18 protein-coding genes are annotated in these 23,678 nt (G+C 61.4%); 10 read left to right on the top strand and 8 right to left on the bottom strand.

What is annotated here, in order from left to right; all coding sequences use genetic code 11:
- Positions 1-2: 2 nt before the first annotated feature.
- The 5 genes from N2597_RS09360 to speB all read right to left on the bottom strand — a co-directional run bounded on the left by N2597_RS09360 (position 3) and on the right by speB (position 6,528).
- Entirely contained in the window at positions 3-1,436 is a 1,434-nt protein-coding gene (locus tag N2597_RS09360) for an NAD-dependent succinate-semialdehyde dehydrogenase (protein WP_183596271.1), read from the bottom strand.
- Between the two features lie 15 nt (positions 1,437-1,451).
- A complete protein-coding gene (gene ggt, locus N2597_RS09355) occupies positions 1,452-3,044 on the bottom strand; it encodes a gamma-glutamyltransferase (protein WP_183596273.1) in 1,593 nt (530 codons plus the stop codon).
- 17 nt (positions 3,045-3,061) lie between these two features.
- Complete coding sequence (locus N2597_RS09350) at positions 3,062-4,444, bottom strand: aspartate aminotransferase family protein (RefSeq protein ID WP_077993637.1); 1,383 nt, start codon at positions 4,442-4,444, stop codon at positions 3,062-3,064.
- Positions 4,445-4,564: 120 nt separating this feature from the next.
- Positions 4,565-5,407, bottom strand: coding sequence for a transporter substrate-binding domain-containing protein (locus N2597_RS09345; RefSeq protein ID WP_183596275.1), 843 nt, complete (start codon positions 5,405-5,407; stop codon positions 4,565-4,567).
- A 74-nt stretch (positions 5,408-5,481) separates the two neighbouring features.
- Positions 5,482-6,528: an agmatinase gene (gene speB, locus N2597_RS09340; RefSeq protein ID WP_183596277.1), complete on the bottom strand. Its 1,047-nt coding sequence runs from the start codon at positions 6,526-6,528 to the stop codon at positions 5,482-5,484.
- Positions 6,529-6,678: 150 nt separating this feature from the next.
- Between speB and N2597_RS09335 the strand changes: the two genes are divergently transcribed.
- From N2597_RS09335 to N2597_RS09310, 6 genes are all read left to right on the top strand, one after another.
- Positions 6,679-7,404 (top strand): GntR family transcriptional regulator, encoded by a 726-nt coding sequence (locus N2597_RS09335; RefSeq protein WP_038688953.1) that lies wholly within the window; start codon positions 6,679-6,681, stop codon positions 7,402-7,404.
- Between the two features lie 33 nt (positions 7,405-7,437).
- The gene (locus N2597_RS09330; RefSeq protein WP_077993641.1) at positions 7,438-8,163 is read left to right on the top strand and encodes an ABC transporter permease; all 726 of its coding nucleotides are present in this window, start codon (positions 7,438-7,440) and stop codon (positions 8,161-8,163) included.
- Complete coding sequence (locus tag N2597_RS09325; protein WP_086156225.1) at positions 8,163-8,861, top strand: ABC transporter permease; 699 nt, start codon at positions 8,163-8,165, stop codon at positions 8,859-8,861. The genes N2597_RS09330 and N2597_RS09325 overlap by 1 nt, the downstream gene beginning before the upstream one ends.
- 12 nt (positions 8,862-8,873) lie before the next feature.
- The gene (locus tag N2597_RS09320) at positions 8,874-9,677 is read left to right on the top strand and encodes an ABC transporter ATP-binding protein (protein WP_096762762.1); all 804 of its coding nucleotides are present in this window, start codon (positions 8,874-8,876) and stop codon (positions 9,675-9,677) included.
- A gap of 178 nt (positions 9,678-9,855) precedes the next feature.
- Positions 9,856-13,101: an adenylate/guanylate cyclase domain-containing protein gene (locus N2597_RS09315; protein ID WP_077993644.1), complete on the top strand. Its 3,246-nt coding sequence runs from the start codon at positions 9,856-9,858 to the stop codon at positions 13,099-13,101.
- Positions 13,102-13,175: 74 nt separating this feature from the next.
- Positions 13,176-13,856 carry a peroxiredoxin-like family protein gene (locus tag N2597_RS09310; protein ID WP_038688944.1) on the top strand — a complete coding sequence of 227 codons (681 nt, stop codon included), beginning with the start codon at positions 13,176-13,178 and terminating at the stop codon, positions 13,854-13,856.
- A 143-nt stretch (positions 13,857-13,999) separates the two neighbouring features.
- Here the strand turns inward: N2597_RS09310 and N2597_RS09305 are convergent, their stop codons facing one another.
- Complete coding sequence (locus tag N2597_RS09305; RefSeq protein WP_077993648.1) at positions 14,000-15,508, bottom strand: winged helix-turn-helix domain-containing tetratricopeptide repeat protein; 1,509 nt, start codon at positions 15,506-15,508, stop codon at positions 14,000-14,002.
- Positions 15,509-15,652: 144 nt separating this feature from the next.
- Here N2597_RS09305 and N2597_RS09300 point away from each other — a divergent pair, with 144 nt between their 5' ends.
- From N2597_RS09300 to N2597_RS09290, 3 genes are all read left to right on the top strand, one after another.
- The gene (locus N2597_RS09300) at positions 15,653-16,822 is read left to right on the top strand and encodes an MFS transporter (protein ID WP_077993651.1); all 1,170 of its coding nucleotides are present in this window, start codon (positions 15,653-15,655) and stop codon (positions 16,820-16,822) included.
- A gap of 114 nt (positions 16,823-16,936) precedes the next feature.
- Entirely contained in the window at positions 16,937-17,443 is a 507-nt protein-coding gene (locus tag N2597_RS09295; RefSeq protein WP_096762759.1) for a MarR family winged helix-turn-helix transcriptional regulator, read from the top strand.
- 13 nt (positions 17,444-17,456) lie between these two features.
- A complete protein-coding gene (locus N2597_RS09290) occupies positions 17,457-18,137 on the top strand; it encodes a GNAT family N-acetyltransferase (RefSeq protein ID WP_009996873.1) in 681 nt (226 codons plus the stop codon).
- 72 nt (positions 18,138-18,209) lie between these two features.
- On the opposite strand, the gene N2597_RS09285 is transcribed toward N2597_RS09290, so the two are convergent.
- Entirely contained in the window at positions 18,210-21,056 is a 2,847-nt protein-coding gene (locus N2597_RS09285) for a M16 family metallopeptidase (RefSeq protein ID WP_225881360.1), read from the bottom strand.
- A gap of 300 nt (positions 21,057-21,356) precedes the next feature.
- Between N2597_RS09285 and N2597_RS09280 the strand changes: the two genes are divergently transcribed.
- On the top strand, positions 21,357-22,337 hold the full coding sequence (locus N2597_RS09280) for a substrate-binding domain-containing protein (RefSeq protein WP_077993655.1): 981 nt from the start codon (positions 21,357-21,359) through the stop codon (positions 22,335-22,337).
- Between the two features lie 65 nt (positions 22,338-22,402).
- On the opposite strand, the gene N2597_RS09275 is transcribed toward N2597_RS09280, so the two are convergent.
- Positions 22,403-23,668, bottom strand: coding sequence for an ABC transporter substrate-binding protein (locus N2597_RS09275; RefSeq protein WP_183596281.1), 1,266 nt, complete (start codon positions 23,666-23,668; stop codon positions 22,403-22,405).
- Between the last annotated feature and the right edge of the window lie 10 nt (positions 23,669-23,678).

The raw sequence follows: 23,678 nt of genomic DNA, 5'->3' as shown, positions 1-23,678 counted from the left end.
GCTCAAGCCGCCTCGGTCACGAGTTTCGTATTGAAGTAACTCTCCATTGCTTCAGCGCCGCCTTCCGAGCCGTAGCCGGAATCCTTGATGCCTCCGAACGGCAGCTCCGGCAGCGCCAACCCATGATGATTGATCGACAGCATCCCACTTTCGATATCGCGAGCAAGGCCTGCGCTGGTCCTTGCCGAAGTTGTGTAGGCATAGGCCGCCAGGCCGTATGGCAGACGGTTGGCCTCCGCAATGGCAGAGTCGTAGTCCGAAAATGCACTCACGATCGCCAAGGGGCCGAATGGTTCTTCGCTCAGCAAGCGGGCATGCTGCGGAACGTCGGTGAGAACCGTCGGCTGGAAGAAGTTACCGAGATTGCCGATCCTTTTGCCGCCGGTCGCAATCTTCGCACCACGCATCTCCGCGTCTGCTACCAGCGCCTCCATGGCCCCTACCCTCCTCGCGTTGGCAAGCGGTCCCATGGTGACGCCGTCGCTCAATCCATCGCCGACTGTGATCGCCTCGGCCGCCTTTACCAGGCCATCGAGGAATTTATCGAAGACGCGTTGCTGAATGAGAAACCGGGTCGGCGCGACGCAGACTTGCCCGGCATTTCGAAATTTCGCAGCGGCCAATAGCCTGACTGCGAGATCGATATCGGCATCATCGAAAACGAGCGCAGGCGCATGGCCTCCGAGTTCCATTGTTACCCGCTTCATGTGGGCGCCGGCCAGGGAGGCCAACTGCTTTCCGACGACCGTCGATCCGGTGAAGGAAATTTTCCGGATAACGGGGTGTGGGATCAGGTGATTTGAAATATCGGCCGGAATTCCGAAAACGAGATTGAGGACGCCCGCCGGCAGACCCGCATCGGCAAAGGCGCGAACCAGTTCGGCGCAGCTCGCCGGCGTCTCCTCCGGCCCCTTCAATATGATCGAGCAGCCGGCTGCAAGGGCGGCCGCGACCTTGCGGACAGCCTGGTTCAGCGGAAAGTTCCAGGGACTGAAGGCCGCCACCGGGCCAACAGGATCCTTGATCACCATCTGCCTGACATTGGTCGCTCGTGGCGGGATCAGCCCGCCGTAGGCACGGCGAGCTTCCTCGGCAAACCAGTCTATGATGTCGGCAGCTGCGGCTGACTCTGCCTTGGACTCGGCGAGCGGTTTGCCTTGTTCCAATGTCATTATTCGAGAGATCGCTGCTGAGCGCTGGCGCAGGATCTCGGCCGACTCACGCATCATCTTTGCCCGGTCGAACGCACTTATGCGCCGCCACTGCTCAAACCCGGCGGCGGCTGCCGAAAGCGCTTCGTCGAGATCAGGAGCGCCGGCATTGGAAACACGGCCGATGACTTCGCCCGAGGCCGGATTGACGACAGGCAGATCGTCGTTTGAACCCTGCCTCCAGCGGCCGTTGATATAAAGTTGGGTACTCGGATACGCCGACATTCAGCTCTCCTGCTGTTAGTAACCGAGCGCGCAACCATCTTTTCGATGATCGGAGGCGCCGAGCAGTGTGTTGTTTTGATCATCTATCCAGATCGCCTGGGCGCCGCCGATCGCCCAAGTCGGGGCGACGACCTTAAAGCCGCGGGCTTCGAGCTCACGCCCGATCGAGGTTCTCAGAAGCGCCTCGGTTTCGATCGATGCCGTGCCGGGAAGCGGAAAGAGCCGAGGCAGATCAATCGCACTTTGTATGTCCAGATTGAACTCGAACAGCTTGGAGAGGAAGTGGGCGTGGCCCATCGCCTGATAGTGCCCACCCATCACACCGAACGACAAGACGCTCTTGCCATTGCGGGTGACCAGACCCGGGATGATGGTGTGCATGGGCCTCTTGCGCGGCCCTATCGCGTTCGGATGCCCCTGCCTCATACTGAAGCTCTGCCCGCGATTGTGGAACAACACACCGCAATTCGGCGCCATCAATCCGCTTCCGTAAGAATGAAAGATCGAGTTGATGAAGCTGGCGACATTTCGGTCCTTGTCGACAACCGTAATGTAGACAGTGTCCGCATGCTCGACGCCGTCGATAACGGCCCCGGCATCGGCGATGGTATTCAGGTCGATCCTGGCGGCAAGGCTGTCGGCGAGTTCATCGGATAACAGGAAGTCGACCGGAACGTCCGAGGCCGCCATGTCGGCAACCCATCGATCACGAGCCGCATAAGCCAGCCGCGTGGCCTCGACTTCGATATGCAGATTGTCCACACCAAGCGGATCGCCTTTGCGTTCGAAACGCTCCAAGATCTTCAGGATCATCAGAGCGACGATGCCCTGCCCGTTCGGCGGACATTCATGCACCGTCCATCCCCGAAATGTCGCGCTGATCGGCTTCACATAATCGCCGGCAGTTGCGGCAAAATCCTCAACTGTATGGAGGCCGCCAAGGGAATTCAGCCGGGCCACCATGTCGGCTGCCACCGGACCGCGATAGAAGCCGTCACGGCCCGACGCTGCGATCGTTTCCAGCGTCTGCGCCAGTTCCGGCTGATGTTGAACCGATCCGACCGGCGGAGCCTGGTCATCGATCAGGAAAAGGCGACGGGTCGATGGATCGCGCAGCAGCAGGTCCCGTTGGTTAGAGATGTCGGCGGCAACCCGTGGCGTGATCGCATAGCCGTCGCGAGCCAATGCAATTGCCGGCGCAAGAATTTCCGACAGCGGCATCCTGCCGTGATCGGCAACGAGGCGGGTCCAGGCGTCCACCGCCCCAGGAACGGTCACCGCATGCGGCGATGACCGCTCGATCGAACTGATGCCGTTTTCCTGAAACCAGCCAAAATACGCCGCCGCCGGCGTGCGCCCCGAGCCGTTATAGGCAATGACATCATCATTTCCATTCGACGCCAGCAATGCAAAGCAATCGCCGCCTATGCCGGTGGATCCGGCCTCCACGACACATTGCACGGCACAGGCGCCGACTGCGGCGTCGATGGCCTTTCCGCCGGCTTTCAGGATCTCGATCGCAGTCAAAGTCGCCATCGGGTGCGATGTCGCGGCCATGCCATTGCGGCCGACGGCCATCGATCTTCCCGGCAATTCGAAATTTCGCATATCGTCGCTTCCTTCGCTCAATAGAGGCCGGTTGCCCTCGCCCATGTATAGGTATCATCCAATGCGCGCGTGGAGCGATCGAACAATTCGTGGATTTCTGCCTCGGTGATGATGAGCGGCGGGCAAAGAGAGTAGTTGTCGCCAAGGGCGCGTGTGATGACGCCATGGAGCTGAGCCTGCTTGCCTGCGTGAATGGCAATGCCGTCCGTCGGCTTGAACGGCTCTTTCGTTTCTTTGTTGCGAACCAGTTCAAGGGTGCCGATGAGTCCACGACCGCGAGCGTTTCCGACGAGCGGATGGTCGCCAAGTTCGTTCAACCGCCGCTGGAATACCGGGGCGATGGTGCGGACGTGGCCAAGGATGTCGCGTTCCTCGTAGATTTTCAGGGTTTCCAATGCGACGGCCGTCGCGACGGGATGGCCACTATAGGTGAAGCCATGGCCGAATGTTCCGATTTTCTCGCTCTCAGCAACGACTGCGGAATGGATCTTTTCATTGATCATCAGTGCCGAGATCGGCTGATAGGCGGCAGAAAGCTGCTTTGCCATGACGATCATATCCGGCTGGAGCCCAAAGCTTTCCGAACCGAACATCGTACCGAGCCTGCCAAAGCCGCAGATAACTTCGTCGGCGATCAGCAGTACGTCATATTTCTTGAGGATTGCCTGGATCTTCTCGTAATAGGTTGGCGGCGGAACGATACAGCCGCCGGATGCCATCAAGGGCTCGGCGAAGAACGCGCCGATGGTCTCCGGTCCCTCTGCGAGGATCATCTGTTCAAGCGAGTGGGCACAGCGCGTGGCGAATTCTTCCTCCGTTTCGCCCGGCCGGCCATAGCGATAAAACTCCGGGCAATCCGTATGCAGCACCCGATCAATCGGCAGATCGAAATCGCGGTGATTGTTCGGCAGTCCGGTCAGGCTTGCCGAAGCGATGGTCACGCCGTGGTAAGCCCGCATGCGCGAGATGATCTTCTTCTTTTCCGGTATGCCGATGGCATTGTGATAATACCAGACAAGCTTCATGGCCGTGTCGTTGGCCTCGGAACCCGAATTTGCGAAGAAGACTTTGGACATGGCGACTGGTGAAAGCTGAATAAGCCTTTCGGCCAGCTCGACCGCCGTCTCATGCGTTTTGCCGCCGAAGCTGTGATAGAAAGGCAGTTCCTTCATCTGGCGGGTCGCCGCGTCTACCAGACGTTGTTCGCTGAAGCCCAGCGACGCGCAGAACAGCCCGCCGAGACCTTCGATGTATTTGTTGCCTTCGCTGTCGACGATATGGATCCCCTCGCCCCTGGTGATCACCAGCGGGCCGTCCTTCAAATGCTGCGAAGCGTTGGTATAGGGATGAAGAACAAACGCAGCGTCCCGGGATTCGACGGAATTGAGAAGGATGGTCACAGAGGTTCTCCAAATGTGGATCTTATTCATAGGCGACGCCTGGCAAGCTGCACCGGCAGCCGGCGCGACCTAGTCGGTGCACCAGCTGCCAATTGCTGCCGAGGGAGCTTTGCCGCTTAATCAATTAAGGGATGTCTTGATCCATTTCTGCGCAAGCTTGTTGATCGTGCCGTCGGCTTCCGCCGCTTCGATCGCCGCGTCGAACATCGACTTCAACACCGTATCGTCCTTACGGATCCCCGCCGCGATCCCCTGTCCGAAGACCCCGCCTTTGAAGGTCGGGCCGGCGATCTTGTAGTCTTTGAAGTCGTCCTTGCCGAGCGTTGCAGTCAGTGACGTTTTCTGGGCAACGACGGCGTCGATGCGGCCGGCCTGGAGGTCGAGATCATGCTGCTCGACGGTCTTGTATTCTCTCGGATCGACAACGCCCTTAAAATAGCTGTCGAGAAAGGCGGCGTTCGCCGTCGATACCTGCGCGCCCACGGCCTTGCCTTTGAGGGCGTCCCGAAGCGGCTGTAATTCCTGCTCCACCTTCGCCTTGTCGGCGGCGAGGTCGACCGTCGTCCCCGTCCCCGGCAGATCGGCGAGAGGGCCGGTTTTCTCGACCATGAAGGTGGCGGCGGTCGGGGCATAGGGCTTGCTGAAGGAGATGACCGCAAGGCGTTTTTCGGTCACGATCATCGAGGCCATGATGGCGTCGAACTTTTTGGCCGTAAGCGATGGAATAAGCCCATCCCAGTCCTGCGCCACGATGGTGCATTTCACTTTCATGCGGGCGCAGAGGTCGTTGGCGAGATCGATCTCGAACCCTGCGAGCTTGCCGTCGGGACCGGAAAAATTCCAGGGCTCGTATGCGCCCTCGGTCGCAATGGTGATCTCGGTTGGTTTCGTCTGCGCAACGGCAGCGCCGGCCGAGATGACGCCGAGCAGAGCGGACGTCAGAAAAAGCTTTGATACTTGCATGTTTTTATTCCCCTTTTGGTGCGCCCTGCCCTTTTCCCAGGCAAGGCGGTTGCAGACTCCGCGACGTCCGTAAGCTAGGACGCGCGAACCTTGATTGCCTCGGCCGCGAGGCAGAGGAGTTCGAACAAAACCTGAGCGGCAATTTGCGCCGTATTCGACGTCGGGTCGTACTGCGGAGCGATCTCGACAACGTCGCCGCCAACAATGTTCAAGCCGATAAGACCGCGCAGAATGCCCAGGGCCTGCGCCGAGGTCAGTCCGCCTACCTCTGGCGTTCCCGTCCCTGGTGCAAATGCGGGATCGAGAGAATCGACGTCGAAGCTGACATAGGTGGGCCCCGCCCCGGCGATCTCTCGCGCCTTGGCGATGACGGCGCTTATGCCGAGATCGCCGACCTCCTCCGCATGAATGACGGTCATGCCGGACGCATACGAGAATTCCCACAGATATTCGGAATTGCCGCGAATTCCGATCTGGATCGTCCGCCTGGGATCGAGCACACCGTCCAGAACCGCCTGGCGAAACGGTCCGCCATGGTGGAATTTGCATCCCTCGAACGAACCCCCCGTGTCGCAATGGGCGTCGATGTGGATCATCCCCGCAGGACGATCCCTGCCGACCGCCCTGAGGATCGGAAGGCCGATAGAGTGATCGCCGCCGACTGCCAGGGGCACGACCCCCGCCTTTATCAAGCCGCCGACAAATTCTTCGATATCGTCATGGGATGCAGCTAGATCGAAGCGGCTTTTGAACGGGACATCGCCGACATCGGCAACACGTGCATGGGCGGTCGGGACGGTCCGCAAGACATGATCGTAAGGGCCAACCCGGTCGACGTTGCGCACAGCCCGGGGCCCGAAACGCGCTCCAGATCGGTTTGTCACCCCGAGATCCATCGGAATACCGAAAAGCGCAATGTCTATATCAGCAAAGCTGGGTGCGGCATCTGGACGATACGGCGCTTTCAGCAATGTCGGGACGCCGCAGTAAGGCGCTTGGCGACGATCGCCCTCGCCGAAGACCAGGTCGGCCACCTTCCGAAACTCCGGATCGAACATCTCACCGCCTGAGGCGTTCGAAAAGCGCTTCCGCAATTCGTCCAGACTGAGAATCTCCGGCATTGGACCTCCAGGTGTTGCGACCAGATCGCCAGCGACTTTGAAAGCCGGGGAAAAGACGATTGCTTGTTGTAGCCAACATTGTATACATAATCGTATTCTTCTTGATCGAGCAAGAGGGAAAAAGTTATGGTGACGCTCACCGAGCGGTGAATGGACCGGAGACGGAAGGGGAATCGATTGGCATCGACCAAAACTGAACAGCGGGGATCGTTGCGTGAGAGCACCTATTCGCAATTGAAGGACCTGATCCTCACCGGCCAACTTCGCCCCTCCGAGCGCCTTTCGGAAGTGACGCTCGCCAAGCGCTTCGGCGTCAGCCGAACACCGCTGCGTGAAGCCCTGATGAAGCTGGAAGAAGAAGGGCTTATCGTCGGTCAGCGGAATTTTGGTTACACGGTGACCGATCTCGACGTCACCAAGTTCTGCAATCTGCTGGTCGTTCGCGAAGCGCTCGACGTTTGTGCGGCGCAACTCGCCTGCGAGGTGGCGAGCGAGGAAGACCTCGATAGGCTCAGGGGCGTCATTGCCCAGATGGTCGAACTCAAGGATACGACCAACAAGACGCCGTCTGACGCGGCCCGTAACCTCGATCTTGGACTATACATCCATCGCGTCATCGTGGAATCAACCCGAAACGAGGCCCTCGTCAGGGTGACGGATCAAGTTTATCAGCAGCTTCGCCTAGCCCTTTGGCTCGAAGTTCTTTGGGTCGATCTGGAGCATACGGACCTCGACGAGCACCGGGCGATCGCGGACGCCATCTGCGCACGCGACCGGGAGGCGGCGGCCGCGGCCGCGCGAGCGCATGTGCAAAGCTCGCTCAAAAACATGTCGAAGCTCCAGCGCATCTGGGCGCATCGGCGAGCAGCCGACTGACGCAAACCCGATCCTTCTCAAAGAGGTCCCCGCATGGCACCCATCGACAGTTACCTTGCTATCGTCGGCTTCGGGCAGACGGGTTGGGGTTGGCTCCTCCTCACTGCAGCGGCCATGACAATCGGCGTATCCGTCTGCGGCTTTCTGGCCGGAACGGTGATCGGTACGATGATCACCTTCATGCAGCTGTCCCGCCACATGGCCATTCGCTGGCTTGCGGACTGTTACACCACCGTTCTGCGCGGCGTCCCGGACCTTCTGGTCATCTATCTTTTCTATTTCGGCGGCAGCGCATTCCTGGGATCCTTGGGCGGCCTGTTCGGCTATCAAGGGTTCATCGGAATGCCGGCATTTCTCACCGGAACCCTGGCGCTTGGCGTGGTTTCGGCGGCCTATCAGGCTGAGGTATTTCGCGGCGCCTACAGGTCGGTTGCACGCGGCGAAATCGAAGCTGCCAGCGCCGTCGGCATGCGGCGATGGCCCAAATTCAGGCGCATCGTCGCCCCCCTCGTCCTGCGCTACGCTATTCCGGGTCTCGGAAATACCTGGCAACTGGTGCTGAAGGAATCGGCATTGGTCTCCGTCACCGGTCTCGTAGAGCTCCTGCGCCAATCGCAAATCGCTGCCGGATCGACCCGCCGCCCCTTCGAGTTCTATCTGATGGCCGTCGTTCTCTATCTCGTCATCACCTGGTTCTCTTCAATCCTGTTCAGACGAATGGAAGCTCGAACGACCCAGGGCATACGGGGAGCGTTGTAATGGATACCGGCTTTCTGTGGGATACGTTTCTCACGCTTCTAAGCGGTTTGCCGCTAACGCTTGAGCTTGCCGTTACGTCCATCTTGGCAGGAAGCATCTTGGCGCTTGCGATCTCGCTCCTGGCCGTCACGGGCGGTGCAGTGGGTCGAAACATGACCAGTGCTTATGTCTTCGTATTCAGAGGTTCGCCCCTGCTGGTCCAGATGTTTCTGATCTATTATGGCCTAGGCCAATTTCGGCATGAACTGCAGGACCTCGGCCTGTGGGGCTTCTTTCGCGAACCATACTGGTGCGCGGTGCTGGCGCTCACTTTGAACACCGCCGCTTACTGCAGTGAGATTTTCCGTGGCGGCCTGCAGGCCGTTTCCGTCCAGGAGATCGAGGCGGCGCGCGCATGCGGCATGTCGGGCGTTCTCTTGTTCAGACGGATCATCCTGCCGATTGCCATCAGGCATGCCCTGCCCGCCTATGGCAACGAAATCATCCTGATGATCAAAGCAACGGCACTCGCGTCTGTGATCACGATCATGGAAGTCACCGGCCTGGCTGGAAAATTGATCGCCGACAGCTTTCGCGCTTTCGAGATATTCATCGTCGCAGGTGCGATCTACCTTGCGATCATTTTCGTCGTCACACGAATGCTCATGGTGGTCGATTTCTGGCTTTCGCCTCATATGCGCATGCGGCTGCAATCTTAAACGGGAGTGTGCATGTCTGACAGGGGAACAGGTTTGGTCAGCGACAATAAGGACAAAAGCGCTGCCGTTTCGGTCAAGGATCTTCGCAAATGCTTCGGCCCGCTGGAAGTCCTTAAGGGAATTTCGCTTGAAGCACATGAGGGGGACGTGATTTCCATCCTCGGCTCATCCGGCTCCGGCAAATCGACGATGCTGAGATGCCTCAACATGCTCGAAATCCCCGACAGCGGGGAAATTCGCATCGGTGGCGAGATGTATGCTCTGAAGAAATCGGGGCATAGAACGGTGCCGGCTGACCGCAGGCAAGTCGACCGGATGCGCGAACACATCGGCATGGTGTTTCAAAATTTCAACCTTTGGTCGCATATGACGATCCTGGAGAACGTAATCGAAGCGCCGGTGCACGTGCAGAAGCGCAACCGGGCGGAATGTATCGCTGAGGCCGAAGCTCTGCTCGAACGGGTCGGCATCGCCGAAAAACGAAATTTTTATCCGGCGCATTTGTCTGGCGGGCAGCAGCAACGCGCTGCGATCGCCCGCGCTCTCGCACAGCGGCCGAGGGTCATGCTGTTTGACGAGCCGACCTCGGCGCTTGATCCCGAACTCGTCGGCGAAGTGCTGAAAGTGATGCGCTCTCTCGCTGAGGAAGGTCGGACCATGCTTGTCGTAACCCACGAAATGGCCTTCGCGCGAGACGTGTCGAGCAAAGTGGTTTTTCTTCACCGGGGCGTCGTCGAAGAAGCAGGGGAGCCCACCGAGCTTTTCACGCATCCGAAATCGGATCGCTTCCGCCAGTTTCTGGCAGGGACGAGGTGACCTCGTTTGACCTCCGACGCCGATAGCAAGAGAGCCCGGCGTTCAACGGCGATCGTCGTTCTGCGCCCTGATTTGATGCTTGCGGGCACAGGGCAACAGGTTCATGCTGCTCTTCTGTTGAGGCCCGTTGGTTGCGGCTGATATAGCCGTCGCATACCGGGTTCGTGAGACGCCTGCGATGGATTGCGCTGGCTGCGGTTTCGATATTCAGAGCGGTTTTGCTTTCTGTCCGCGATGCGGCGCAAGGCAGCCCCTCTCCTGCGCCGCCTGCGGCTATGCGTGTCAGCCCGATTTTGCTTTCTGCCCCAAATGCGGTGCATCGATCTCAGGTAGAGCCCCGCCTGCGCCGAAGCCGACTATTGAGCTCGTGCCGGCGAAATCCGACGGCGATGCCGACCGACGGCCGGTGACGGTGCTGTTTGCCGATCTCTGCGGCTTCACCACGCTGAGCGAGCAGATCGACCCCGAAACCATGCGGGCGCTGCAGAACGAATTGTTCGAAGAGATGACCCGGGCGGTGGAAGCCTATGGCGGCTTCGTCGACAAGTTCGTCGGCGACGCCCTTCTGGCGCTGTTCGGCGCGCCGGTTGCCCACGAGGACGATCCGGTGCGGGCGCTTGGCGCCGCGCTTGATATGATCGACCGAGCCGCCGCGGTCGGCACACGCTGGCAGTCGCGCGCCGGTGTGCCGCTGCGCCTGCATATCGGCATCAATAGCGGCCCTGTCGTTACCGGCGGCTTCGGCGCGGTCGGCGCCAAATCCTATTCCGTGACCGGCGATACGGTGAACACCGCCCAACGGCTGCAATCCATGGCCGGCGAAAACGATATTCTTGTCGGTCCACTGACTTACCGCCTCACCCGGCATGCCTTTGCCTTCGACAGCCTCGGCGCGCAGACCTTGCGCGGCAAAAGCGGAAACGTCCACGTCCATCGGCTGACCGGGCTGCTGGACGCGCCGCATACAGCGCGCGGGCTCGAAAGTTTCGGCCTTCAGGCGCCGATGATCGGACGGGATGCGGAATTGTCGCGGCTGCTCGCCTGCCTCGATCTCGCCTGCGACGGTGCCGCGCAGCTCGTCCGCCTGATCGGCGAAGCGGGTATCGGTAAGTCGCGTCTTGCCACCGAATTCGTCGGGATCGCCGCGAATGCGACCCGCTTTCCTGGCCTTGCCATCCGCAAAGCCACCTGCTCTCCCCTTGGCGAACAATCCTACGGCACCCTCGCCGCGGTCGTGCGAAGCGCTTACGGGATCGGCGAGCGCGACGATCGCGACAGGACACGACAGCTGTTGACGACGGGGTTTCGCGCACTCGATCTGACGCAGGACGATGTCGACGGGCTCCTGCCGCTTTTTCTGCATGTGCTCGGCCTCGGTGATCCCGATGGCGCGTTGCGCCACATCGAGCCGGAGCAGTTGCGGCGGCAGATCTTCTACGCGATCCGCACCGTCTTCGAGCGGCGGCTGGCGCAAGGCCCTCTTCTGCTGGTCATCGAGGATCTACATTGGGCAGACGCGGCTTCGTTGGAAGTGCTTCGTTTCATGATGGATCGGCTGGAGCGCAGCCGGCTGATGCTGCTTGTGATCTACCGGCCGACATCGCAGACCGACCCACTGAACTCCAATCGCGTCAACGTCACCGTGCAGCGTCTTGGCCCACTCGCCGCGGCCGACGGGCAGAGGCTGCTTGCCGCCTTTTTTGGCGAGGCGCATGGCAAGCTACCGGTCGCAATGCGCAAACGCATCCTCGACCGCGCCGGGGGCAATCCGCTCTTCATCGAAGAAATCCTGCGTGGACTGATCGACATGGGCACGTTGCATCATGACGGTGAGCGCTGGCATGTTGCGGCCGACGACACGGATGTCGCCATTCCGGTGAACCTGCAAGCCTTGTTGCTTGCCCGCGTCGATCGTCTGCCGCAGGAGATGAGACGGTTGGCGCAGGAGGCGGCGGTGGTCGGCCCGAAATTTGATACCGCCCTGCTCCGCGCCGTCGCCACCGAGCCGGCCGCCATCGATGCCGCGCTGGACTATCTCTGCGATGCCAATATCATCGAGGAATTGCGCGGCCCCGATGCCGGCGGGTCGCCCGGCTATCGCTTCAGCCAAACGCTGATGCACGACGTCATCTACCAGAATCTGCTGCTGCAACGGCGCATGGAGCTCCATGGCAGGATCGGCCGGGTTCTGGAGCGCCAATATGGCCTGGCGCCCGAGCGTCCCGAGCATCTGGCGCAACTCGGCCATCACTTCAGCCTCACGACTGATAAAGCCAAAGGCGCAGCCTACCTAATGGCGGCGGGTGATCAGGCGCGCAAGACCTATGCCAATGACGATGCGATGCGCCTCTATCGTCAAGCCCTCGCGGCCTTCGCTGACGAGCCGGAGGTGACGCCGGAGCAATTGGAGCTGCTGGAGCGCCTTGCCGATCTCTGCGGCCCTGCCGGCCGCCGCGACGATGCCTTGACCTATTATCAGCAGGCACTTGCGATCCACCGCGCCAACGACGACCGGATCGCCGCAGGAAGGATATTGCGAAAGATCGGCCGCCTGCATCTCGATGCGGGGCGCCGCGACCAGGCGGAGACGCATTGCGCCGCCGCGGAAGCGATGATTGCGACGATCGATGCCCCGGTCGAACATGCCCACCTACTGCAGGAGCGCGGCCATCTCGCCTTCCGCATGGGTGATCAGGCCGCCGCCGCCGAGTGGGCGACACAGGCGCTGCAATGCCTGCAGACGCTGCCGATCGACGGCACGACCGAAGCCGGTCGCGAGGCAGCCCGGGCGATGGCGGAAGCGTTGAACACCAAGGGTGCCGCGCTCGCGCGGCTCGGACGCCGGCGCGATGCCGTGCAGGAAGTGGAGCGCAGCCTCTCGGTCGCCGAAAAAGCCGATCTGCAAAGTGCCGCCTGCCGCGCCTATTCCAATCTCGGCGTTCTCTACACGATCGTCGATCCGGCCAACGCCATCACGATCTGCCGCCGTGGCCTGGAGGTCGCAACCCGCATCGGCGATCTCGGCTTTCAGGCGCGCCTTCTCGCCAATCTCGCAGTGTCCTGCTGCACCTTCACCGATCGCTGCGCCGCCGAAGGCGTGCCGGCGGCGGAAAAGGCAGTCGAAATCGACCGGGCGCTCGATCAGCGCGATCATCTATCCGTGCCGCTGATTGTCCTCGGCCAGATCCACCAATGCCATGGGCAGCCGAAGCTAGCTCGTAAGTATTACGAAGAAGCTCTTGAGGTTGCTCAGGAAATAGACGAGCCGCAACTGCTCTTTCCGTGTTATGATGGCTTGGCGACGTTGAGCCTCGAACATGACGATATGGACGAAGCGGAACGGTACTTCACGCTGGCACAGAATGTGTGCATCCGCCACAACCTCGACCCAGGTACGCTCGTCGTCTTGCCGTTTCTCGACTGAATGGTTCGCGTCGCAATAACCTTGCAATATCGAATCCATCAAGAGATTCAAACATATAATGGGAGGAATGAACAATGCAAGAGAACCGCGCCGATAGACCATTGCAGCCTGGAGATCGCGCGCCAAACGTGGTGCTGGATGCGATCACCCGCCAGGGCAAGATCGCCATCGACGACTTTCGCGGCCAGAAGCCGCTGCTCGTCGGCCTGTTCCGGGGACTGCATTGCCCCTTCTGCCGCAGGCAGATCGCCGCCATGGCCGAACTGACCGATGCATTGCAGGAGAAGGGCATCGACAGCCTGACCGTCGTCAATACCCCAATCGAGCGAGCCCGCCTTTACTTCCGCTACCACCCGCTTCCCAACCTGCTGGCGGCCTCCGATCCCGAACGGGTATCGCATCGCGCCTTCGGCCTGCCGCGCGTTCATTTCACCGAGACCGAAAACGAGTGGCCGCACAAGGTCAGCAAGGACACGGTGATGTCGATGCGCGTCGACATGCCGGGCGAGCTTCCCGAACCGATGAACCCGATGGCGGCGATGGAAATTCTCGACAGGGCCGACGGCTACGAAATGACAGAGGATGACAAACGGATGCTCGTCCCCGGCGAAGGCCAGCTTGTCGGCGAATTCCTGCTCGATCGCGATGGCGTCGTGCGCTGGTGCTTTACTGAAGTCGAGGAGGCCGGCCGTCATATGTTCGGCGTTCCCGCCCCTCGGGAAGTGATGTCGGCGGCGGCCAATATGGCGGTCTGAAGCGGCCGCCTTAAATCGCCTGATCCGAAATTGGAAGCCGGCGCCCGCGGTCGGCGAAGGCGTGTCCGGGCGGCCTCTTGTCGATATCCGGACGTCGCCGCGCCATCCATGGCACGCTCGCCGGCCGTGAGTGCTGCGGCGGATCAATCCGGAAGACCGGCCTTGCGGTAGCCTTCTACGAAATGGTCAAGCACGCGAGCGTCGCGAAACGGTTCGGTCGCCGCCCAATGGCGGATGGAAAAGCCGGGGTTGGCAACAAGGAAGAGTTCGGTCTCCGCCTGCGCCTCGTCGAGCCGGCCGAGCTGAGCAAGGCTTGCCGCCAGGAAACGGCGCGAGCTTGTGCGATACGTCTCGTCGCGGCGCAACGTCTCGACGGCGGCCGCATATTGCCCGGCCGCATATTGTGCCTGGCCGAGCGTCAGATAATACCAGCTTGCCGGAAACGGGTTCAGCCGGAACGCCTTGCGAATCTGCTCAAGCCCCTCCTCGACCCGCCCTGCTAGAACGGTAACGTCGGATAATGCCGCAAAGGTATCGGCCTCGTTCGGGTCAAGTTCGATCGCCTTGGCGAACTCCGCATCCGCCGCGGCAAAATCGCGTTCATAGGCAAGAAGGTAGGCCAGCACCCAGCGGCAGCCGGCATCGTTGGGGTCGATCGCAACGGCCTTGCGCGCTAAGTTTAAGGCGATGCTGCGGGTCGCTTCCGTCGGCCCGCCACTATGAACCCACCCCATCCAGTGGTTCATGGCCAACCAGCGATAGGCCTCGGCATAGTCGGGGTCGAGAGCGACTGCGCGGGTCAGCATCAGATGCGCCTCCTCAGCCGCCTGCGGGGAATCATCCATCAGCTTGCGCGCCCGCACGCAGAGATCGTAGGCCTCAAGACTTCTGGGCCGATGGCGCGGCGGCGGGGTGCGCAGTCGGCCGAGCAACGCCTCGACGATTCTGGCGGTGACCTCGTCCTGAACGACGAAAATATCGTCCATGCTGCGATCGAAGCGTTCCGCCCACAAATGAGTGCCGCTGAGGGTGTCGACCAGCTTGGCGTTGACGCGCACGCGCCCCGCGGCGCGCCTCGCGCTGCCCTCCAGCAGGTAGCGTACGCCGAGCTCCTCGGCGATCTCCCGTACGTCAACCGCCCTGACCTTATAGGCGAAGGCCGAGTTGCGGGCGATGACGAACAGACCCGGCATTCTCGAAAGGTCGGTAATCAGGTCCTCGGTCAGCCCGTCCACGAAAAATTCCTGTTCGGGATCGTTGCCGATGTTCAGGAAGGGCAGCACGGCGATCGATGGTTTGGCAGGCAGCGGCAAGGTCTTTCGCTTCACGCCGCTCAGCCGCTGCATGGCACCCGTGAAGCGGTAGCCGACGCGCGGAACCGTTGCAATCCATTCGCCGCCGTCGGCAGCGGGGCCGAGCAGCTTGCGCAGCTGCGCGATCTGGACGGTGAGGTTGCCCTCCTCGACCGCCATGCCCGGCCAAGCCGCGTCCATCAGTTCGGCCTTGGCAAGGATTTCGCCGGATCGCCCGACGAGCGCCGCAAGCAGCTTCAACCCGCGATGACCAATGGCAACGGGTTCATCATTCCGAAGGAGCGTTCCCGCCTCCGGATCAAGCACGAACGGACCAAAGGCAAAGCGCAATCCCTGCATAGAGCGGATCTATAGTCCGTTTGGAAGTTTTTGAGAACTTTTTGGAGCGGCTTAATTACGCCGCTCCTTCTATTCCGCAGAATTTATCCTCTTTCGGGCGGGGCTTCTGCCCCCTCACCTATGCCGACTGACGAGGAGATCTGCATGACTGCCGCAAGCACGACAGCACAGCAAGACGATCGGATCCGCGGGGCCGCGATGGCAGGCATCATAGCGACGGTCACGGTGTTTGCCGTGGCGCAAGGGCTAACCTATCCGCTGCTGAGCTTCATCCTGGAGCGCCAAGGAACGGCCTCTGGTCTGATCGGTCTGTCGGCGGCGATGACGCCCCTGGGCTTCATCATATCGGCACCCGTAATTCCAGCGCTCTCGCGGCGGGTGGGCGCAGCGCGGCTTGCAACCCTCTGTTCGATCCTGGCCGCCTTCACCCTTATTGCAATAGCCGGGCGGCAGGACGTCTGGGCCTGGATGCCGCTGCGTTTCCTGCTCGGCTTCTTTGCCAATCCACTCTATGTCATCAGCGAGACCTGGCTGATCGCGATCACGCCGGCGTCGCGCCGGGGCCGCATCATGGGCCTCTATTCATCGATCGTTTCGGCCGGCTTTGCCGTCGGTCCGCTCTCGCTCGGCCTCAGTGGCACGGAAGGCTGGGCACCCTTCCTGATCGGCATTGGGGCCTTCCTTGGCTGCGGCCTGATCGTGCTTGTTGTTGCCCTCCGCCTGCCTGACATGCCCGGCGAAGGCGAGGCAATATCGGTCGGCGGCTTCCTTGCGCGGGCGCCGCTGCTGCTGTTTGCGGTTTTCACCGCCGCCGCCTTCGAGCAGATCCTGCTCTCCCTGCTTGCCGTCTATGGCGCGGCACTCGGCAGCACTGAAAGCCGCATCGCTTCGCTTATCACCTGTTTCGTTGCCGGCAATGCCGTGCTGCAGATCCTGCTCGGGCGCGTGGCGGAACGGTTCGGCGCGACGCGGACCATGTTGTTCTGCGTCCTCACTTGTCTTTCCGGCTGCCTGCTGCTGGCGTCAACCTTCACCACCTGGCTCATCTGGCCGCTCGTTTTCATCTGGGGCGGCGTCTCGTTCGGGCTCTACACCATGTCGCTGATCCAACTCGGCGAGCGTTTCAGCGGTCAAGCCCTGATTGCCGGCAATGCGGCCTTCGCCTTCGCATGGGGCATCGGCGGCATGGCGGGCTCGCCCGCGGCCGGATTGGCAATGCAACTGGTCGGGCACCAGGGGCTGCCGTCGTCCCTCGCCCTACTCAGTTGTGTCCTGGCGATTTCTCTGTTGGCCGCGAGGCGGCGTGACCAATGAAGGACCTCGCGTGCTTTCGATAAGTCCCCTCCGGCCGCTAGATACCTACTCTTGAATTTCGCGTTGCAAATATATAACGTGTTATATAACATTCAATGCAATTGGAGAGATTGAATGGTCGAAGATGTGGTGCGAACACTTGGCTTTTTGTGCCTGGGCAGCCGGTTGCGTCGCATCGGCGAGAGACTGCAGGCCGATACGCAGCAGGTCATCGACGAGGCCGGCGTCGGCATCCAGGCAGGTCAGTATCCGTTCCTCGCAGCGATCGACCGGGCCGGGCCGCTGACGATCGGCGAGCTTGCGCAGGCGGTGGGCATCACCCAGCCCGGCGTGACGCGGACCATCGGGCAGCTTCTCGAACTCGGCTTCGTCGATATGCAGTCGGCGCCGGACGATCAGCGCCGCAGATTGGTGTCGCTATCCGACAAAGGACAGGAACTCGTCGATCATTCGAAGGCAACCATCTGGCCGCGCGTTGCGGCTGCGGTTGCGGATCTCTGCGGCGACCTCGACGGACCGATCCTCGAGCAACTCGCTGCCATCGAGGACGGGCTGGCGGCACTGCCGCTCATACGACGGAGCACGGTTGCAGGCCCGCACGCCCTTTCCACCGCGCAATAGGGAGAGAAAGACGATGAATCACGTGCTTGACCGGCCGATCTGGAGCGCGCTCAAAACCGCGCATGCCGCTCTTGCCGAAGGCAACAGCTACGCACGGCGATACCCACCCTCCATCGTTCCCTTCGCGGCCTCTGCCGACGATAGCCTTGAGAGCCTCGATGCCTTGGAGAATCTGCCGTCAGCGGAAGAGAAGATGTTTCTCGTCGAGGCCGGGCCGATCGCGATTCCAGCGGGTCTTGCCGTCGTCATGGAGGCGCCGGTGACCCAGATGGTTGCCGAGCGGCCTCATGAGAGGATTTCGGATTCCCGCATTCAGCCGCTGACCGAGGCCGACGCCGCCGACATGCTTGATCTGGCGAGCTTGACCAGACCCGGGCCGTTCACCCTGCGCGCTCAGAGCCTGGGCAGCTTCTGGGGGATCAGGCATGAAGGCCGTGTGGTGGCGATGGCCGGGCAGCGTATGCGGCAGACCGGTTTCATCGAGCTGAGTGGCCTTTGCACCCATCCCGACTTCCAAGGGCGTGGCCTCGGCACCCTGCTGTTCCGCTTCGTTGCCGGCGAAATCGCTGCTAACGGCGACACGGCCTATCTGCATGTCTATGCCGGGAACACCTCCGCCATTTCCCTCTACAAGGCGCAAGGCTTCACGCTTCGCTCGGAGATGAACATGCGGGTGGTCAAACGCCGCGCCTGAGTTGTTGCTCAACGGCCGGGACGGTGTCTCCTCCCCAACACCGTCCAATTTAAGGGGCTTCGGTTCGAGAAACTACCTTACGGCCGCCGGCAGCACTTCGAACTTCCAGAATTTTTCCGGGCGGAAATAGGTTGTGGCGAATTCGCGGATATTTGCGGCCGTAACCTCGTTGTAGCCGCTGAGATTGCTGCGTATGCGGTCCAAACGACGCGGATCCATCTGGGCGCCGCGCAGATATTCAATCCAGTACTCGTTGCCCTGCCGCTGGTGTTTCAGTGTCTCGATGATGGGTTCGCGAGCGCGTGCGAGCTCGTCGGCAGAAACATCATGCGACCCGAGATCGTTGGCGATCTCGTCGACAAGTGCATAGAAGCGCGCGAGCTTTGTCGGATCCGTCTCGACGTAGAAATAGGCGTAGCCATAGCCGGGAATTTCCCTCGACAGATTAACGTCGCCGTCCAGCGCGTAGCTTGCTCCTTCTGCAATACGAAACTGGTCGGTCAGCCTATTCTGGAAAATCTGGGTGGCAACATTGGCGGTGAAGGAGCGCGGGAGATCGGAGAGCAAATCGCCGACGGGAACTCCGACGACGGCGGCGGCGCTATCTGCCCTTCCGTTATGGGTCTGCAGAACGGGCTTCTCAGTGGCCGCCGGAAAACGCACGTTACCCCAATCATTACTCGGCGCCGCCTCCGGGCGTGGCAGCAAAGCGCCAAAGGTTTCAGCTGTCAGCCGGATGGCGTCGTCCACCGTCACGTCGCCGACGATGGTGATATCGATCGGGCCATTAGACACCACAGGCCGGAACAGCGCCTCGAAATCGTCCGGCCTGGCGGCGGACAACTGGGCGCGATCCGGAAAGGTCCAGCGCGGATCGCCGGAGTGGACCAGACCTCCGAGGTTACGGCTGACAACGCCGCCAGGGGTGGCCTCATACTGATCGAGGCCGCTCAAAAAGGCCTGCTGCACCCGCCTGAACGCCTCGGGGCGGTATGCGGGATCGGAGGTGTATGCCGTCATGAGCTGCAATTGCGTCGCCAGATCCTCAGTCCGCGTGCGACCGTCGAACTTGAAGGAGCTGTCGCCTACCGAGACGTCAAGGCCGACGATGTTGGCGGTCAGCGCCTTCTGGATATCCTGGTAGTCCATGGCCTTCACGCCGGACAGCGCGACCGCCGGCGATGCCCAGATCGGGAGGGGACGGTCATGCGGCAAGTCCAGCCGGCCCCGGCCGATATCCTCGCGCACCAGCACTTCATTGGCGCGCAGCTTGGTCGGCTTGACGGTAAGCCGTACGCCGTTGGAAAAGCGGACCATGGTCAGGCCGAGATCTTCGACGGCGCGGCGTTCGACCACAGCGCCCGGCGCGCCGAAATGGGTGTAGGGCCAGGCGACATCGGCTGCACTGGAGGGCGCCGAGACGGCAATCGCCTTGGAAGCGTGATAGACCTGCCGGAGCGCGTCGGCTCCGCCCTGCGGCGATTGGGCGGTCTGGAGCACGATCTGCGGACCATTGCCGGAGAAAGCACGCTGCAGGGCCTTATTGACCTCGGCCGCGGTGACGCCGTTCGTGACCCTCTCAAAGAGCGAGAGGTCGTCGGCAGGCGACGTGAAGACTTGATTGTCATCGACGCTGCCAGCCAGCGCCGAAGCGATATCGGTGGTCGTGCGCGTCGTGGCTCCGGCGGCAGCAGCCTTCAGGGCTGAGCGATATTCGAGGATTTCGCGATCGATCTCAGCCTGGGCAACGCCGAACTGTTGAATACGACGCTGTTCCTGGTCAATGGCCCCGAGTGCCGTCTGCCATTTGTCCGGTTCGGAATTCGCCGTGACCAGGACGACATGAGCGGAATCTAGGAGATCCTGGGAGCCGACGCCCGCGCTGATGAAAGGCGCATCCGGCTTGCTGGCGATGGTGCTGACTCGGCGTTTGAGCACCATCAGGCCCAGATCTTCAATAAGCTGCGTGCGGCGCTTGGCCAAGGTGTCGGGTGCGGCGTCATAAGGACGCGTCCAGGCGATCTGGACGCTGGTCATGCCGCCGGGAACGACGATGACATCCGCGCTTTCGCCTTTCGCCTGTAGCGCGCCAGTATCCTGACTTGCAGGCGTAGGTCCTATGGCTTTCCAGTCGCCGAAGCGCTGCCGGATTTCGATTTCCATGGCAGCGGGGTCGATATCGCCCACCACGATAAGCGTTGCCCGATCGGGCCGGTAATTGGCCCGGTAGTAATCGCGGACGAGGTCTACAGGCGCATTGCTGATAATATCGGCTTTACCGATCGGCGGGCGCATGGTCACGCGCCGGCCGGCGAGCAATGAATTCAGGATTGCGAGCCCCGCGCGGTACTGCGGCGTATCGCGCAGCCGCTCTTCCGACAGGATGACGCCGCGCTCGCGATCGAGGGCGCCGGCATCGAGGGTCAGCTCGCTCGCGGTTTCTCGCATCAGCATCAGGCCCGTGGATAGCGTCTCTGGATCGACCTCGGGCAAATCCAGTGCATAGACAGTCTCGTCATAAGAGGTATGGGCGTTGGTGTCCGGTCCAAAGGCCAGGCCCTTGCGCTGCAGGATACGGATCATTTCGCCTTCGGCGACATGCGTCGAACCTTTGAAGGCCATATGTTCGAGAACATGCGCCAGGCCCTGCTGGTCGTCGTTTTCCTCCAGTGAGCCGGAGCCGATGCGAAAGCGGATCGCTGCCTGTCCTGATGGCGTGGCGTTGCGCATGATTGCAAAGCGCATGCCATTGGCGAGCACGCCGAAATGGACATTGGAATCGGCTTGGATGTCGCTTTGCGTTTGCGGCCAAGCGGTGGACGGCGTGTCGGCATGGGCCGGCGATGCAAAAATTGCGACAAGGGAGACCGTCGCGAGAAACCGCCAAGCGGCGGCGCATTCCATTTGTTTGGGAGACATTCTTATCCAGGCGATGAGCATGAAGAGAGGAAACGACTTTGAACCGACCATTCCATAAGTTGCATATTGCTTCAACTTCCATGTGTGAATGGATAGACGCAGATAATTCGGGTTAGAGCTCGCGGGAGCTCCATAGAAATCTTAGAATTATTGTATAGGCTGTTGATATTTAAATCTTATGATCGTGGCTTCCGTCGTCATTCCCGATGAATTCCCCACACCTCGTCAATTGTCAGATCACTGTCATCGAGCCCGACTAAAAGATTGCGCTTCGACGCTGTGACCAGGAGGGCGCATTCGATGGCGACATTGCAGCAAGTCGCATTCCGGGCAGGATGTTCGCTGGCGACGGCAAGCCGGGTTCTCAATCGCAACGGACCGGCCAGCGATCTGATGGTGCGCAAGGTGCGCCGTGCCGCCGCCGAACTCGGTTATCGCCCGGCCGGCCATGCTGTCGTGCGGCTCGGGCGCAGGCCGGTAATCGGCGTCTTGATCCCGAGCATCACCAATCCGGTCTTTGCCTCGTCGCTGTCGAGCATCCAGAACCGCATGCTGGTCGCCGGCCATGGGGTGTTGATCGCTCAGTCGAATTACGATCCGGCACGCGAGGCCGATGCCGTCGCCGCACTCCTGAATGACCGGCCGACCGGGCTGATCCTCACCGTCTGCGACCCGTCGACGAGCGAGGCGCTGCTCCCCAAGCTGCCGCCGACCGTGCTTCTCAACAACCTGCCGACGGCGCAGTTTCCGGCGGCCGTCACCGCCGATAATCGCGGCGCCGGCCGGGTGATCACGACGTTCCTGATCGGCATGGGCCACCGCCACATCCTCTTTCTCTCCGGCAATTTCGCCGCCTCCGATCGCGCTCGTCTTCGCTACCAGGGTTACCTCGACGCCATGGCCGAGAACGGCCTGACGCCGCTCGACGCTATTCAGATCTCCTTCGTCGGCGGCTATGACCAGCTCGATCTCAGTGCGGCGATGACCTCGCTTTCGCCGACGGCGATCATCGCCTCCAACGATCTTCTGGCGCTCGGCGTCATCGGCGCGCTGAAGCGCGAGGGGCTGTCGGTGCCGGGGGATGTTTCGGTCGCCGGCTTCGACGGCATCGCCATCGGCCGGCTGATCGATCCGCCGCTGACAACCATCGAAATGCCGGATGCCAGCATGGGCGCGACGGCCGCCTCGCTGCTGCTCGACATGGCAGAGAATGCCGCCCCTGCCCGCCACCTCGACGTCGCCTATACGCTGCGCCGCGGCGGCACGGTGCGCGCCATCTAACCACCCGGAATAAAGGGCCGCCGCGCGCTCGGCGTGGCGGCCCCTTCTTCTGACGCGGAAAACGATCAGCTGCGCGGCAGCATCCCTTCGACATCGGCGGCTGCATCGTCGAGCGCTTCCTTCGGCTCGGCCGACTGGTCGACGATGCGCGAAAGATTGTCGACGATCGTCTGGGTGACCTTGACACCGTTGGAGCCGGGGAAGGCATACCAGGGGATCATGACCGGCACCTGGCTGAGGCCCGCCTGGAACAGCGGGTTCTGCTTGTAGAAATCGCTGAGATATTCGGGCGACTTGGCGGCAAGCTCGTTGTTCGGGACATAACCGGTGCCGGGCACGACTACCGAGGCGCCGTAAGGGCCGGCGGCGAACTTGGCGAACTTCCAGGCGGCGTCTTGCTTGGCGGCGTCATGGGTCAGGATGACGACGGCATTACCGCCTGTGGGAAGGCGGCCGTTCACCGGATCGATCAGCGGGATCTTGGCGGTGCGCAGATCGAATTTATTGCCGACATTCTTGATCGTGTTGCGCAGAGCGCCTGTGGTCTGGAATTCGAAACCGACCTTGCCGGCGGCGAAAGCCTGTTCGCCGGCGGGCTTGGTGAAGACGGGCATGCCGCCCTCGGTGACCAGACGATGCAGGACCTCGACGGCCTTCTGACCTTCCGGACCGTTGAAGGCGACCTTGCTTTCGTCATCGCTCAGCATCTTGCCGCCGGCGCCGAAGAGCAGCGCCGAAAACATCCAGTCGTCGCCCTGCCAGCGGAAATCGATGCCGTCGACGCCGTTGCCGAGCGCCTTGATCTTGCCTCCGAGCGCAATGACCTCATCCCAGGTCTTCGGCGGATTGTCGGGATCGCCGCCGGCCGCCTTCACGAGATCGGCGTTGTAATACATGATCGGGTTGGAGGTCGCGAAAGCGAGGCCAACCTGCTTGCCCTTGACCTGGGCGAGCTTGAGGATCGTGTCGGAGAAGCCCTGCTCGGCCATGTTGCCGTCCTTCTTGACGAGCGGGCCGAGGTCGACGGCGACATCGCGTTCGTCGAGCATGCGCAGGCGGTTCAGGCCGATGAAGGTGATATCGGGCATTTCGCTGGTGCCGGCCTGGCGAAGGATCGTCTGGATGCCTTCTTCATAGGTGGCCGAGGGGCTGGCGAACTGGATCTTGATATCGGGGTTCTCAGCCATGAACTTCTTCGAGATCGTGTCCATCACGTCCTTGAAGAAACCCGGCATCGGGTAGTGAACCGTCAGCGTCGTCTCGGCATGCGCGGGAAGCGCGATTGCCATCGATACGGCCGCTGCGGCGAGAATCTGGGTGATAAGTTTCATCGCTCGTTCT

Source organism: Rhizobium sophoriradicis (assembly GCF_025200795.1).
GTDB classification, from domain to species: Bacteria; Pseudomonadota; Alphaproteobacteria; order Rhizobiales; family Rhizobiaceae; genus Rhizobium; species Rhizobium sophoriradicis.
The sequence above is the reverse complement of the archived record's forward strand: the minus strand, read 5'-3'. Positions and strand labels throughout refer to the sequence as shown.